Origin of the sequence: Lysinibacillus sp. NPDC093210, from assembly GCF_044753985.1 — a bacterium.
Lineage (GTDB): Bacteria > Bacillota > Bacilli > Bacillales_A > Planococcaceae > Lysinibacillus.
In genome coordinates this window covers 457,150-472,031 of sequence record NZ_JBIVOE010000001.1, presented here as the reverse complement: position 1 = coordinate 472,031, position 14,882 = coordinate 457,150, and the positions used below count along the sequence as shown (strand labels likewise).

Annotated in this window: 15 protein-coding genes; 11 read left to right on the top strand and 4 right to left on the bottom strand. The window is 39.1% G+C overall.

Annotated features, from left to right (window positions below):
* Position 1: 1 nt before the first annotated feature.
* A complete protein-coding gene (locus ACIP9C_RS02310; protein WP_401008262.1) occupies positions 2–871 on the bottom strand; it encodes a YitT family protein in 870 nt (289 codons plus the stop codon).
* A 114-nt stretch (positions 872–985) separates the two neighbouring features.
* Here ACIP9C_RS02310 and ACIP9C_RS02305 point away from each other — a divergent pair, with 114 nt between their 5' ends.
* The 6 genes from ACIP9C_RS02305 to ACIP9C_RS02280 all read left to right on the top strand — a co-directional run bounded on the left by ACIP9C_RS02305 (position 986) and on the right by ACIP9C_RS02280 (position 6,305).
* Complete coding sequence (locus tag ACIP9C_RS02305; protein WP_401008261.1) at positions 986–1,321, top strand: nucleotide pyrophosphohydrolase; 336 nt, start codon at positions 986–988, stop codon at positions 1,319–1,321.
* Positions 1,321–2,118 (top strand): 4-hydroxy-tetrahydrodipicolinate reductase, encoded by a 798-nt coding sequence (gene dapB, locus ACIP9C_RS02300; protein WP_340825187.1) that lies wholly within the window; start codon positions 1,321–1,323, stop codon positions 2,116–2,118. Before ACIP9C_RS02305 ends, dapB begins: the two co-directional genes overlap by 1 nt.
* An 18-nt stretch (positions 2,119–2,136) precedes the next feature.
* Complete coding sequence (gene mgsA / locus ACIP9C_RS02295) at positions 2,137–2,541, top strand: methylglyoxal synthase (RefSeq protein WP_401008259.1); 405 nt, start codon at positions 2,137–2,139, stop codon at positions 2,539–2,541.
* Between the two features lie 32 nt (positions 2,542–2,573).
* A complete protein-coding gene (gene bshA, locus ACIP9C_RS02290) occupies positions 2,574–3,719 on the top strand; it encodes an N-acetyl-alpha-D-glucosaminyl L-malate synthase BshA (RefSeq protein ID WP_401008257.1) in 1,146 nt (381 codons plus the stop codon).
* Positions 3,706–4,881, top strand: a complete 1,176-nt coding sequence (locus tag ACIP9C_RS02285; protein WP_401008255.1) for a CCA tRNA nucleotidyltransferase — start codon at positions 3,706–3,708, stop codon at positions 4,879–4,881. Before bshA ends, ACIP9C_RS02285 begins: the two co-directional genes overlap by 14 nt.
* 440 nt (positions 4,882–5,321) lie before the next feature.
* On the top strand, positions 5,322–6,305 hold the full coding sequence (locus ACIP9C_RS02280; RefSeq protein ID WP_401008253.1) for a biotin--[acetyl-CoA-carboxylase] ligase: 984 nt from the start codon (positions 5,322–5,324) through the stop codon (positions 6,303–6,305).
* 220 nt (positions 6,306–6,525) lie between these two features.
* Here the strand turns inward: ACIP9C_RS02280 and ACIP9C_RS02275 are convergent, their stop codons facing one another.
* Genes ACIP9C_RS02275 through ACIP9C_RS02265 form a run of 3 tightly spaced genes read right to left on the bottom strand, consistent with a single transcriptional unit; the run spans position 6,526 to position 8,272 of the window.
* On the bottom strand, positions 6,526–7,359 hold the full coding sequence (locus tag ACIP9C_RS02275) for a DUF4097 family beta strand repeat-containing protein (RefSeq protein WP_401008251.1): 834 nt from the start codon (positions 7,357–7,359) through the stop codon (positions 6,526–6,528).
* Complete coding sequence (locus ACIP9C_RS02270) at positions 7,360–7,959, bottom strand: DUF1700 domain-containing protein (protein WP_401008249.1); 600 nt, start codon at positions 7,957–7,959, stop codon at positions 7,360–7,362.
* On the bottom strand, positions 7,952–8,272 hold the full coding sequence (locus tag ACIP9C_RS02265) for a PadR family transcriptional regulator (protein WP_173478483.1): 321 nt from the start codon (positions 8,270–8,272) through the stop codon (positions 7,952–7,954). The genes ACIP9C_RS02270 and ACIP9C_RS02265 overlap by 8 nt, the downstream gene beginning before the upstream one ends.
* A 544-nt stretch (positions 8,273–8,816) precedes the next feature.
* On the opposite strand from ACIP9C_RS02265, the gene panB reads away from it, so the two are divergent.
* From panB to ACIP9C_RS02240, 5 genes are all read left to right on the top strand, one after another.
* Positions 8,817–9,653 (top strand): 3-methyl-2-oxobutanoate hydroxymethyltransferase, encoded by an 837-nt coding sequence (gene panB, locus ACIP9C_RS02260; protein ID WP_401008247.1) that lies wholly within the window; start codon positions 8,817–8,819, stop codon positions 9,651–9,653.
* The gene (panC, locus tag ACIP9C_RS02255; RefSeq protein ID WP_401008245.1) at positions 9,654–10,508 is read left to right on the top strand and encodes a pantoate--beta-alanine ligase; all 855 of its coding nucleotides are present in this window, start codon (positions 9,654–9,656) and stop codon (positions 10,506–10,508) included.
* A gap of 1 nt (position 10,509) precedes the next feature.
* Entirely contained in the window at positions 10,510–10,893 is a 384-nt protein-coding gene (gene panD / locus ACIP9C_RS02250; protein ID WP_401008243.1) for an aspartate 1-decarboxylase, read from the top strand.
* A 260-nt stretch (positions 10,894–11,153) separates the two neighbouring features.
* On the top strand, positions 11,154–13,925 hold the full coding sequence (gene dinG, locus ACIP9C_RS02245; RefSeq protein WP_401008241.1) for an ATP-dependent DNA helicase DinG: 2,772 nt from the start codon (positions 11,154–11,156) through the stop codon (positions 13,923–13,925).
* 172 nt (positions 13,926–14,097) lie between these two features.
* Positions 14,098–14,868 (top strand): isocitrate lyase/PEP mutase family protein, encoded by a 771-nt coding sequence (locus ACIP9C_RS02240; RefSeq protein ID WP_401008239.1) that lies wholly within the window; start codon positions 14,098–14,100, stop codon positions 14,866–14,868.
* Positions 14,869–14,882: the final 14 nt, after the last annotated feature.

Genomic DNA, 14,882 nt, shown 5'->3' with positions numbered 1-14,882 from the left:
CTCAATGTAATGGCTGTTTTTGATCGTCAAGAGTGAAGCCTTCTCCAGCAACATCTCGAACTTCAGAAATAGAGACGAAGGCATGAGGATCGACCTCATGGATAATCGATTTTAAACGTACAACTTCATTGCGGCCCACAACGCAGTATATCACTTCTTTTGCCTGCTTTGTAAAGTGCCCATGCCCTTCTAAAATAGTGACGCCTCGTTCCATGCGCAATGCAATCATATCCGCAATTGCACTAGATTTTTCGGAAATAATGAGTGCTCCACGTCCTGCATAGGCACCGTCCTGAACAAAATCAATTACGCGCGCCCCTACAAAGACAGCAACAAGCGTGTACATCATTGAACGTGCATCTAAAAATGTTAGCCAAGATATTAAAATAACAATGGCATCGAATATGAACATTGTTTTACCCATACTCCAGCCTAGATATTTATGTCCTAGTCGTGCTAATATATCCACACCGCCCGTAGTGCCACCATAGCGGAAGACAATACCTAACCCTAGTCCAACGAAAACACCAGCAAACAATGCCACGAGGAATAAATCATCCTCTAAGTGAATAGTGAACTGATATTTCTGAAAAATTTTCAAGAAAATGGATACTGAAATTGTACCTATTAATGTGTAGATAAAAGATTTTTTACCGAGTAGGCGCCAACCTAAAATAAACATTGGAATATTCAAGATTAAATTAAGTAATGCGGGGTCCCAACCTAGTGTAAAATAGAGAACAAGGGTAATCCCACTAAAACCACCTTCACCTAGCTGATTTTGCATATTAAAATGTACAAAACCAAAGCTATAAATGGCTGCTCCGAGCATTATTGCGATAATATTACGAATTTTGATCTGTTTGAACATATGACCTCCTGTAATTCCTAACTATGAAGTAGTGGTTATATTATCTGTCATTTTATTGTTTTTGACAACAATGGTGTAAATTTTATACGATGGTAAATAGGAGTGTGATATTGGATGACAGAACAGATAACGATGCAAGCCTTGCAAAAACGTGTGGATGACTATATTGGACAATTTAAGGAAGGTTATTTTCCTCCTTTTGAACTACTCGCACGTTTAACGGAGGAGCTTGGAGAATTGTCGCGCGAAGTGCAAGATGTTTACGGACAGAAAAAGAAAAAAAGCACTGAAGATACGAATAGTATTGAAGAAGAATTAGGTGACTTTTTCTTTGTTTTAGTATGCTTTGCTAATGCACAAGGTATAAAATTAGATGAGGCACTTTTACGTGTCATACATAAATTTGAAACAAGAGATAAGGATCGCTGGACAAGAAAGGAAGAGGAATAATGTCGATTCGTGTAGCAATTGCAGGGCCAAGAGGAAAAATGGGAGCTGAAGCTGTACATACAGTTATGAAACATGCCAAAATGGAGTTAGTAGCTGTACTAGATTATAAAGAGGTTGGCCAGACATTAGCTGATTTAGAAATGTTCCCAGCAAGCTATACAGCACCAATATTTACAGATATGAACGAGCTAGTAGAAGCAACTGCCCCTGACGTTTTAGTAGATTTAACGAATCCACATGCAGTATACAATCATACAAAAGAGGCTTTAAATTTAAATGTACGACCTGTTATTGGCACAACTGGTTTTACAGATGCTCAGCTTGAAGAACTATCAGCACTTGCTAATGAGAAGGAGTTAGGCTGCATTATCGCACCAAACTTTGCAATTGGGGCAATCCTGATGATGAAATTTGCTAAAGAAGCAGCAAAATACTTACCAGATGTAGAGATCATTGAAATGCACCATGACCAAAAGTTGGATGCGCCATCTGGTACTGGTGTCAAAACGGCACAACTGATCCAAGAGGTGCGAGCACAGAAAACGCAAGGTCATCCACAGGAAAAAGAAACGATTGAAGGAGCAAGAGGGGCTGATTTTGATGGTATGCGAATTCATTCTGTTCGCTTACCTGGTTTAGTGGCACATCAGCAAGTATTGTTTGGAGGAGACGGTCAACTATTAACAATCCGTCATGACTCATTAAATCGTAACTCCTTTATGTCCGGTGTAGCATTTTGTGTAGAAGAAGTTATGAAAATGGATCAGCTAGTTTATGGTTTAGAAAACATCATCTAAAGAACGGATGGAAAACTTATGAAAATCGCATTAATTGCACATGATCGCAAAAAAGATAATCTAGTACAGTTTGCTATTGCTTACCGTGATATTTTAAATGAACATACGCTTTATGCAACAGGTACAACAGGGCAACGTGTTATGGATGCTACTAGCTTAGAGGTTACACGTTTTCGCTCGGGTCCCCTTGGTGGGGACCAACAAATTGGCGCTATGATCGCCAATAATGATATGGACATGGTCATTTTCTTCCGTGACCCATTAACAGCACAACCACATGAGCCAGATGTTTCTGCACTTATCCGTCTTTGTGATGTTTACCAAGTGCCACTGGCAACAAATATGGGAACTGCAGAAATACTATTAAAAGGCCTACAAGAGGGCTTTGTGGATTGGAGACTGATTCAAGAAAGACGAGACTAAAAAGACGTGAATTAAGAAAGGATGATTATCGAATGAGAAAGCTAAAAATCGGCATTACCTGTTATCCAACAGTTGGAGGCTCTGGTGTGATTGCAACAGAATTAGGAAAAATGCTTGCAGAGAGAGGCCACGAAATTCATTTCATCACCTCAAGCGTACCATTTCGATTGAACAAAATTTATCCGACCGTCTTTTTCCATGAAGTAGAAGTAAACAATTATTCAGTATTTCAGTATTCGCCGTATGATATTGCATTAGCGAGTAAAATGGCGGACGTGATTAAAGATGAAGGGTTAGACGTATTACATGTACATTATGCAATCCCACATGCCGTATGTGCGGTGCTAGCCCGAGAAATGAGTGGGCAAAATATTGGTATTGTGACAACACTCCATGGCACGGATATTTCCGTACTTGGACAGGATTCTACGCTGTCACAAGCCATCAAATATGGTATTGATAAGTCTGATATTGTAACAGCAGTTTCAGAGTCACTAAAAGAACAAACCTACGAACTTATTGATACTGTTAAGCCAATTGAAACGATTTACAACTTCGTGGATGAGCGTGTCTATCGTCCGCAAAACGCTGGTAACTTAAAAGAGCAGTTTGGCATTCAAGAAGATGAGAAAGTCATCATTCATGTTTCTAACTTCCGTAAAATTAAGAACCTCCCTCATATTATTGATGCATTTATGAAAATCCGTGGAAATGTAAAAGCGAAGCTATTGTTAGTAGGGGATGGACCTGAAAAGCATCGTGTGATGGATCAAGTAAAAGAAAGCCCGTATGTCAAGGACGTCTTATTTTTAGGTAAACAAGAAAATTTAGATGAATTGTACGCTATTAGTGATCTGAAGTTATTACTTTCACAGCAGGAATCTTTTGGACTTGTATTGCTTGAAGCAATGGCTTGTGGTGTGCCATGTATTGGTACGACCGTTGGTGGAATACCAGAAGTCATTGATCATGGTGTAGATGGCTATTTAGTGGAATTAGGCGATACGGATGCGGTAGCTGACTATGCTGTACAGTTATTGAACGATGAAGATAAATTACTTCGTTTCCGCGAAGCAGCGATGCGTGCAGTTAGTGAAAAATTCCACTCATCTAAAATTGTCGAGCAGTATGAACAACTGTATGAAAAGGTTGCTGATAAAAACCATGCAAAACAATAAAGAATGGCAAGCTGCTTTCTCAGTTATTGAACAATTAGAGGAGGCAGGCTTTGAGGCAGTTGTCGTAGGAGGAGCTGTGCGAGACGCCCTATTAAAACGTCCAGCACATGATGTAGATGTAGCGACAAATGCATTGCCACAAGAAGTTAAAACTGTTTTTATTCGTACCGTTGATATTGGGATTCAACATGGCACCGTGCTTGTTCTTGAGCCAACTGCACCAGTTGAAGTAACAACCTATCGCACAGATGGAGAGTATACGGATCATCGAAGACCAGAGGAAGTCCATTTTGTAAGGTCCCTGAAAGAGGATTTACAACGTCGTGATTTTACGATGAATGCAATAGCTATGCGTCGGGATGGCACGTTTGTAGATTATTATAATGGGCAGCGTGATATTGAGGCTGGCGTTATTCGAGCAGTAGGAGAAGCAAAAGTGCGTTTTGCTGAGGATGCCTTACGAATGCTAAGGGCTGTGCGTTTTTCAGCCCAGCTTGGCTTTTCAATCGAAGCTGAGACACTTCAGGCAATACAGGAAAAAGCTTCCGATATTGAATGGGTTGCCAAAGAGCGCATTAAGGCCGAACTTGATAAGCTGTGGATAGGGAAAGATGTTTATAATGGCATGAGAAAGCTTGAAGAAAGTGGACTAGTGTCCTATTTGCAAGGAGACTTCCAAGTAGAACATTGGCAAGGCTTTACTGTACAAAATGCAACTTGCGGTTGGGCTTATTTTGCTCTTATACAAGAAGACCGATGGCAGGAAGTGTTACGTGCCTATCGGTTATCGAATAAGGAAATGGCATTTGTTAAGGCTGTTATAAGTGCGTTCCATGCGTTCCAAAAGGGTTGGACGAGTATGGACTATTTTACGTATTCGCAAGAGGAGCTCGAAGCAGCACAATACTTTGCACAGTTGAAAGGACTAATGAACAACTCGCAGGAAAGCATACGGGAGGTTCAGGCAAGCTTACCAATAAGGCATCGTCAAGAGCTTGTAGTGAATGGAATGGATTTATTGCAATGGTCTGGACAAAAACGGGGACCTTGGTTAAAGGAAGCCTTGCAATTAATTTTAACGGCCGTTGTTCTTGGGGAACTTACTAATGAGCGAAACCACATTAAAGATTGGTTTGAGCGGAAGTATGTCCTTAAAGGATGAATAGTTGATTATATAATGAAAATAATGCAAGTGACAAAAAGTGACCATTGAAATTACGTCATTAAAAGGTCACTTGCTTTATCTTTTTGTTGGGATGTTAAGTGAAAAAACTAGAAACGATTTATACATAAACAAAATTTCAATCAAGAGGGTTTTATGCTGATTGACCATTTAATAGGTAAGAGAGTTATACTGAGAGAGATGGAGCTCTGCTAAAGTATTAGAAAAAATCGGTATGATTGAAGAAGGGAAAATAAGACAAGATTTGCTATTAAGAGATGGCTGGCGAGATTCCCTTTTATACAGTATTTTAAAGCATGAATGGTAAATCTTATAGGCATTTCATGCTAACGAGCCATGTTAGTTATAGATGATATTTTTGAAATGCCACTGTTGTGATTAGATGCAATGAAGAAAAATACTAAAGGATTGGTTTGAGTATGAGTATGTCCATGAAGGATGAAATTTTAAAGAGATTATTAGCAGCTAGCGGTAAGGCGGTTTCAGGACAAGAGTTGGCAGATTCACTAGGGGTGTCGCGTACTGCAATTTGGAAGCATATGCAGACGTTACAGGAGGAAGGCTACACTTTTGAAACTGTTAAGAAAAAAGGCTATGTATTAACTGGTGTGCCGAATAGCTTAAGCCCAACACAATTAGAATTATTTTTAAAAACAGAGCGGTTAGGTCGACAAATTCACTATTTTGATGTCGTGGATTCCACACAAACAATTGCGCATAAGCTAGCACAAGAAGGTGCCCCAGATGGTACGATTGTTATTGGTGAAGAACAAACGGCAGGACGTGGCCGCATGTCTAGACCATGGGAATCAGCAAAAGGTACAGGTATTTGGATGACCATTATTTTACGACCAGATGTATCACCACAGCAAGCATCTTCATTTACACTTGTCGTTGCCGTTGCAGTTACAATGGCGATTAAAACATTATACAAACATGTAGAGCCTGCAATAAAGTGGCCAAATGATTTACTTATTAACGGCAAAAAATGTACAGGAATTTTAACAGAAATGCAGGCAGAGGCAGACCTTGTCCAAGCATTACTTGTTGGGATTGGTATTAATGCTAACCAGCAAGAAAAAGATTTTTCTCCTGACATCGCAAATATTGCCACGTCGCTAAGCATAGCTGCAGGAGAGGAAATTAATCGTGCTGCACTTGTTGCAACGATTTTACAATATTTAGAGCAGTTTACTGAGCTATTCGTAAAAGAGGGCTTTTCCAGTATTAAAGAGCTATGGGAGCAAATGTCTTGCACAATAGGACAGCGTATTGAAGTGACGACTTTGCGAGAACGTGTTGAAGGTATTGCAAGCGGCATTACAGATGAAGGTGTGCTACAGCTAACTTTAAATGATGGTACAATTCGAACAATTTATTCGGGTGATATTAAAATTTTATAAAAAGAAGATACTACTGGGACAATGCTTTGTTCGTAAATTTTGCTATTTAATTTTAGAGAAGAACATTTCTTCTTTCTTTTGCAATCAATAAAAAATTAGAAGAGAACACTAGTGGCAAGCGCCCATCGTAGCTGACATCAACGTCATAGGAAAAAGTGTTAGATTGATTGTAATCAATCTAACACTTTTTCTACTCCGTCCCAGCATCTTTATTTTTTATTTATTTTAGAGATAATTCTATATCTCCATGTGAAAGAGAAACGCTTAGCTGATTTTCTCCTGCAAGGAGCTGAGAAACCTTACTATTTTGCGAACTATCATTCACTGAAATATCTCCGAAGCTTGTATTCAATTCGAAACCTACATCACTTTTTTTATTGTCTAAGTATAGTGTAGCATCTCCAAAGCTAGAGGTGATCTTGGATTGACCGTTAAGTGTCCCATTAATAGTAATATCCCCATGCTCACTTTCAACAACAAGGCCGTTACTTTTAAATTGCTCGAATGTTAAATCACCAAAAGACTGAGTAATCTCGGTATTTTCTCCAACAATATTCTTCAATAGAATATCTCCATAATCCTCATTAAGGCTTAGTTGCTTGTATTGGAACCCTTTAAGCGTTGTATCGCCAAAATTACTGTCAATAACTATGGAATTTAGTATTGTATCTTTTGGAACCGTAATTTTAATGGAAGGTGATTTGAAGGTCCCGATGCCAATCGTCATGCCGCTTTTTCTTTTACTTTTAGTTTCAACTGTCAAAGTACCATCTTTAATGCTATAAGTTACGTCCGTATTTTTCATAACATTTGTTTCTAATGTATAGCTATCTGACTGAAGTATTTCAACATCTCCGTAGTCATTGATTATGTGCAGGTCTGTAAATGCTTCAAGTGCATGAAAATTATTTTCAAGCCCATTTTTAGCAGGAACAGTGAAGCCGTTATCCCCTTGTAAGATAAACCATCTTCCTCCAGAAGAAAAACCAATTACGGCAAGTAAAATACCTAAAGTAATCATACTAAGCGCAATGAGCTTATATCGCGAAATCATCTAAAATCCCCCTTTACGCTTTTTTGTAATTTTACGGAATAAACTTGCCAATACTTCTACACAAACAAGCCCAATTTTCTTAATCAAGCGAGCTACGGCAGGGAAAAGTAGAACGCCCAATCCTGTTACAATTAGTCCTATTCCCATAAAGAGAAATGCTGTTGGCCAGTGCTCTGTTAAAACAAAGAAGCCCGCAATAAGTGCCATAACTCCGCCTAAAAAGATGCTTAAAACTGTTGCAACAATCGCCACAACAACGCTAAAGATGACTGCTCCAACTGATATAATAAGTGCTACCGCAACAGCTAGTAATGGTAAAGAAAGTGGTGCCGACAATATTGCAAGAATAATAAGCCAAATAGCGGTCATATTTTTCTTTGTAGAAGCGGGTGTTGCATCTAAATCTTTTAAAGCAAAGTCAGCCATTATTTGTGAAGCAACAACAGAGGGAGAACCTAGTTGTGAAATGACTTGCTGCTCATTTTCTACGCCTGCTTCATCAAAATACTCTTCATAATAGACAAGCGCAGCATTTAGCTCATGCGCTGGAAGCCGACGTAATTTGCCTCGTAGCTTTTTTAAATAGCTTACTTTATCCATCTAATTTCCCTCCTAAAAGTACACAGTCAACTTTTTGCTTATACATTTGCCACTCCTGTAAAAGCTCTAGCAATCGTATACGCCCTTGCTCGGTTATTTGATAATACCGTCTATTTCTCCCTTGGTAGGGCTGGTCATATGTTGTTAGGTAGTTTGCTTTTTGTAAACGGCGTAAAACCGGATACAGTGTTGATTCGGATATATCCATCACAGATTGTACCTGCTGTGTTAATGAGTAGCCATATGCATCCTCCTTATCAACAATCGCAAGTACACAAGCATCGAGTAATGCGGAGCCTAGCTGAAATGTCATCTTCCCACCTCACATTCAATTACCTATACAAGGTTTTATATTATATGTTGTATAGTATGCTGATAGTATATGACGTATAGTATTGTTTGTCAATTTTTGTGAAAATAATGTTCTGACGAAATTCCATGGGAAGTCAATTGCTAGAAAAAAATATTTGAAGATTAATTGGAATCTGTTATAGTAATGCTGAAGGGCAGTATCCTTTGTGAACGGCACCTTCAAAAGCAATTGACAAATTACAACAAATATCTGCCTTGATCTTTATAGACAGGGACGGAAGAAAACGATGCGTTCAAAATTTAACTTGATTAAGTAGAAACAGTCTAACTATAAGAAGTGAAATGGCTGATTTCTATTTGTTTAAATGAAGTTAAAACCTCATCCTCATGTCACAGATTTTTAGTTGCTTAGGCACACAAAATCCTGCTGGTATGTTAACAACAATGAGGTAAAACGGTTCTGAACGAGCACATGACCTTTCTGTCCATTTTTAGGAATAGAAAGGTCTTTTTGTTTTTTTCCTTAAAAAAAGGAGGATTACACAATGAAGACGACATCAGATTTTTTAAAAATGAAAGCAGCAGGAGAGAAAATCGTTATGTTAACGGCGTACGATTACCCTTCTGCAACATTTGCAGAAGAAGCAGGCGTTGAAATGATTCTAGTAGGCGATTCGCTTGGAATGGTAGTACTTGGTTATCCTTCAACGATGCCAGTTACCGTAGCGGATATGGTTCACCATGCAAAAGCTGTACGACGAGGGGCGAAAAATACGTTTGTAATCGTAGATATGCCATTTGGGTCTTATCAAGGTGATATTAACGACACTTTAAAAACTGCGGTAACCATGATGCAGGAAACGGGTGCAGATGCTCTCAAGCTAGAAGGGGCAGGGGATGTACTGCCAGTTATTAGTAAATTAACATCAGCTGGTATTCCGGTTGTTGCGCACTTAGGCTTGCAGCCGCAATTAGCAGGAGTGCTTGGTGGCTATAAGGTACAGGGAAAGACAGCGGAACAGGCAAAACAACTTATTGAGGATGCCAAAAAATGTGAAGCTGCGGGCGCTTGTGCAATTGTATTAGAATGTATTCCACATCAGCTAACCAAGTTAGTTTCCACTGCATTAATTATTCCTACGATTGGCATTGGCGCTGGACTAGAGGCAGATGGACAAGTGTTAGTTTTCCATGACATGCTTAGCTATGGATCACATCATGTACCAAAATTTGTGGAACGCTTTGCTGATATGGGAAGTGAAGCAAGTAGTGGCATTGCTAATTTTGTAAATGGCGTTAAGGCGGGGACATTCCCTACATTAAACCACTCCTTCACGATGAAGGATGAGGCATTGGATCAGCTATACGGAGGCGTTAAATAAATGAAAGTCATCAAGACAATCGAAGCACTAACTGCAGAAATTCGAGCAGCAAAGCTAGCGCAACAAACAATTGGTTTAGTGCCAACGATGGGTTATTTGCATGAAGGCCATTTAACATTAGCGTCAAAAGCACGTGTAGAAAATGACCTTGTTGTTATGAGTATTTTCGTTAATCCGACGCAATTTGGTCCAAACGAGGACTTTGAAAGTTATCCTCGTGATTTAGAACGAGACACGGCTTTAGCACAATCTGTAGGTGTAGATATAGTCTTTGCACCAAGTGTTGAAGAGATATATCCGCACAATGGTGGTATTCGCATCTATGCAGGTGAGCAGGCAACCATTTTATGTGGGGCAAGCCGACCAGGGCATTTTGATGGCGTATTACAGGTTGTATCTATATTATTTCACTTAACCCAGCCAAACCGTGCGTATTTCGGTCAAAAGGATGCACAGCAAGCAGCTATTATCGCTACGATGGTACGTGATTATCATTTCCCGTTAGAAATGCGTGTCGTGCCTATCGTACGTGAGGAGGACGGCTTAGCAAAATCTTCGCGCAATGTCTATTTGAGTGCTATAGATCGTCGTGAAGCACCGGCTATATATGAGGCTTTACAGCTTGCTAGAGATAGCTTTTTAGCAAATGGTGATGCAACAGGAGCACTGGCAAAAGCAAAGGCGCACATTACTGCACGCACACATGGAAAAATTGATTATATTGAATTATTGGCTTACCCAGACCTACTACCAGTAACAGCTCAAACGGAACAAATTCTTTTAGCGGCGGCTGTTTATATCGGTCAAACGCGATTAATCGATAATTGTATCTTTAATGTGAAAGAAGGAAAATAACATGTTACGAATGATGATGAATGGCAAAATCCACCGTGCTACTGTAACGGAAGCGGATTTAAATTATGTAGGATCCATCACAATCGATGAGGATATTTTAGATGCAGTTGGTATGCTACCAAACGAAAAAGTGCATATCGTAAATAATAATAATGGTGCTCGCTTTGAAACTTATATTATTGCAGGTGAGCGTGGGTCAGGCGTTATTTGCGTCAATGGCGCAGCAGCACGTCTTGTACAACGAGGAGATATCGTCATCATTATCTCTTATGTTTATGTAGATAATGTGGAGGCAAAAGAGCATAAACCGACTGTTGCGATAATGGGAGAAGGTAATACAATAAAAGAAATGATTGCCTACGAACCTGAAGCAACTGTATATTAAAAGGTGCCTGTCACTCACACAATTCTAAAACAATTCTGAAATTTGCTTGTAAAAATTATTTAAGTGAAAATCCACGAAGCTTCTTAGGGAACTTATATTGTGCCCTCAGAAAGCGACGTGGATTTTTGTGTGTGCCTGTAAGAGTGCCAGTCACTCACACAATTCTCACACAATTTGGGATTGAAATGGCGCAAGGATGACCAGATAGATGAATGTATGATAAAATTCATCTATCTAATGTGAACTGTGAGTTGAGATGTATGATGGAAAGTCAAAAGTATGCAATTGTTGATTTGGAGACGACAGGTCATTCTCCAGCAAATGGTGACCGGATGATTCAAATTGCCATTGTAATAATGAAGGATTGGAAAATTGAGCGCACCTTTACAAAGTTTATACATCCGGGTAAATCGATACCGTCCTTTATTCAAGATTTAACGCATATTACGGACGAGGATGTCAAAGATGCCTTGCCGTTTGAGGCACATGCGGACTACATATATGAATTGATTGCCGATTGTGTTTTTGTCGCGCATAATACCGATTTTGACTTATCCTTTTTACAAGCAGAATTCAAACGAGCTGGTTTACCGAAATGGCATGGTAAGAAAATGGATACGGTAGAGCTAGCAAAAATTTTATTCCCTATGTCACTTAGTTTTAAGCTAGGTGATTTAGCAGCGGATTTAAATATTGAACTTGAAAATGCACATAGAGCGGACGATGACGCACTTGCAACAGCTGAGCTTTTTAAACGTAGTTGGAATGAGCTTTTAAACCTTCCACAGCTAACGCTTGAACAAATGCATAAACGCTCGTTCCGTTTAAAATCTAATTTATCCCAGCTTTTCTTTGAGGCACTACAAATAAAACGCCATCAAAGTTCGACTGATGAAAATATTACTTACTATCGCAATTTTGCGATTTGTGATGGTCGCCAAAAACAGGTTCTTAAGCCAGAGCTAGCACCCTATCCTCAAACTGCAAAAGACAAAGAAGCAATGATGACAAAGGCTATACCTAACTTCGAGCAACGACCAGCTCAATTTGCGATGATGGATACAATTTGGCAAGCATTAAACATGAAAGAAGAATGTATTATCGAGGCTTCTACAGGCATCGGTAAAACGGTTGGTTATCTTTTACCTGGTATTCTATATGCACGAGAGCACAATAAAAAAATAGCGATTAGTACGTATACAGCACATTTACAGGAGCAGCTTGTAGAAGAGGAACTACCAAAAATCGAAAGAATTCTTGGCACAAAAGTAAACGTTGCAGTACTTAAAGGCATGCAACATTATATTGACCTCGCACGCTTTGAGCAGTGTATGGCATATGCAGATGAATCATATGATGATACGTTTACAATTTTACAATTGCTTGTATGGCTGACAAAAACCCAAACAGGTGTGTTAAGTGAACTCAATGTTTCTGGTGGAGGACAGCTATTTTTAGAAAAAATCCGCAAAATACCTGATGAAAAATCGACAAAAGGCTTTGATTTCTACGAGCAAGCATTAAAAAATAGTGCAACAGCGGATTGCATCGTGACGAATCACGCGATGGTAATTAGTGATTTAGTTCGTCAAACGCCAATTTTCACACAAATCGATGGTTGGATTATTGACGAAGCACATCAAGTTATTCAAGCAGCTATGCAACAAGATGAAACGGTCTTTTCATATACCCAATGGAAATATGTTTTTGGCCAAATTGGTACAATGGAAGAAACAGCTCTCTTTCAGCAATTTAGTCAGGCTGCAAAGAAGAAGCAACGCATTCCGATGCAAAGCTTACAGCAACTCGACAAACAATTTATACGCCTACAGCGTGTGTTTGACGAAACAATTCAGCGTGTAGTACAAAAAGTACAACAGCAAATTAAAGGCAAACAGGCAAGTAGCAAGTGTACACTGTTTTTAGAGGATGTATTACTTGCAAAAGAGCCACTTTTACAAGTAAGCAAACTATTACAGCAATGGCTAGACCTTGCTGTAGAAGCTGGCAAAGCTTTTGAAAATAATATTGAGCAATTAGACAAAAATGAAGTGTTTATATTATCCGAGTGGCATTATTGGATTCGTGAAATGAAGCTAAGAATTGCAGAATGGGAGGAAATTTTCCTATTACCACAGGATGATAATTCAGTGTGGTTTGAGTTTGATTTGCGCAGTGTACCAGGTAGTCTACATGTTTATAAAAAGCCGGTAAATGTCACACCAATCATTGAAAAGGTACTTGCACCACTACGTAACCAAGCAAGTATCGTCTGGACTTCAGGAACATTAACTGTACCAGGCAATGAACGTTTTATTACACGTCAGCTAGGTATTTCAGACAGTGTGCAGGTCGTACAGTTACAGGCACCTCCTTCGTACTATGCAGGTGCAAAGGCGTTTATCGTCACGGATATGCCGGATATTCAAAAAGTTACGCAGGCGGAATATATCGAGGCAGTTGCGCACGCCATTACACGTACGGTTCGCATGACGGAGGGTCGCTGCTTTGTCTTATTCACGGCACAAGATATGCTGCGAAAAACAGTCGAGCTAATACAAGATAGTGAACTACTCGATGATTATATGCTCTTTGCACAGGGTGTTACTGGTGGTAGTCGGATGCGTATTCTCAAATCGTTTCAGAAATTTAGCCAAGCAGTGTTATTTGGAACAAATAGCTTTTGGGAAGGAGTAGACGTCCCAGGTGACGCACTTTCTTCCGTAATCGTTGTACGTCTGCCATTCTCTTCTCCAGAGGAGCCAGTGTTCAAGGCACGTGCCAAACACCTCACAATGCAAGGGCGTAACTCATTTACGGAGCTGTCTTTACCTGAAGCGATTATGCGTTTTAAGCAAGGTTTTGGCCGATTAATCCGTTCTTCGCAAGATAAGGGCGCATTTATTGTGTTAGATCGCCGTATTAGCACAAAATCGTATGGAAAAGAATTTATTCATGCATTACCACCGATAGATGTAAGAAAATTACAATTGCCAGAGCTATTAAAGGAATTAAGTAATTGGCAGAAATAATAAAAGTCCCTTTTAGCATTATGCTAGAAGGGATTTTTAATAATTGGTGCAAAGATGTGGCTTTTTAATTGGCATTAAAGTGCTTGTATTAGACCATAAGAGCAAGAATGAGGACGAAATGATTGTTGAACCCCTGATAAGATGATACCTATCACGTATAGGGGGATTAAATATGACAACAATAAAAACATTCAATGCGTTACATGCCACACAAGATTTATTATTATTAGGGAATGCTTGGGATTTACTATCTGCATTAACACTAGAAAAAATAGGATTTAAAGCAATTGGTACAACAAGCTGGGGAATCGCGAATTCGCTCGGATATGCAGATGGTGAATGTATAGATTTTAATAGACATTTAGCTATAATTAAAGCAATTACGGATAATGTAAATATCCCAGTTTCAGCAGATATTGAGGCAGGGTATGGAAGCGATACGAAAACAATTTTGGATAATGTATTAAGAACAGCCGATATTGGCGTAGCAGGGATCAATATTGAGGATTCACTAAAACAACAAAAAGGACTAAGAAATATGAATGAACATTGCTCCTTATTAGAAGAAATGAGAATGATGTTAGATCAACATGGCTATAAAGACTTTTTTATTAATGCAAGGACAGATACATATTTTCAAACGGAGCAACCATTTGTGGAAACAATGACAAGAGCAAAGGCATATGTGGACAGTGGTGCTAGTGGAATTTTTATACCTGGGCTGATAGATCATGAAGAAATAAAAGAAATTACTTCAGCTATAGATGCTCCCATTAATTTAATGAGTTTACCAGGTTTAACGAATTGTAAGACGCTACAACAATTAGGCGTTAAACGTTTTAGCTTTGGCAATGCATTATCAGATACAATCATTGCCTATTTGACAAAAAATGCGACACAATTAGTCGAGACGAGAGATACGTCATTTTTATATGAAAAATAGCTGAAAAAAGGAGG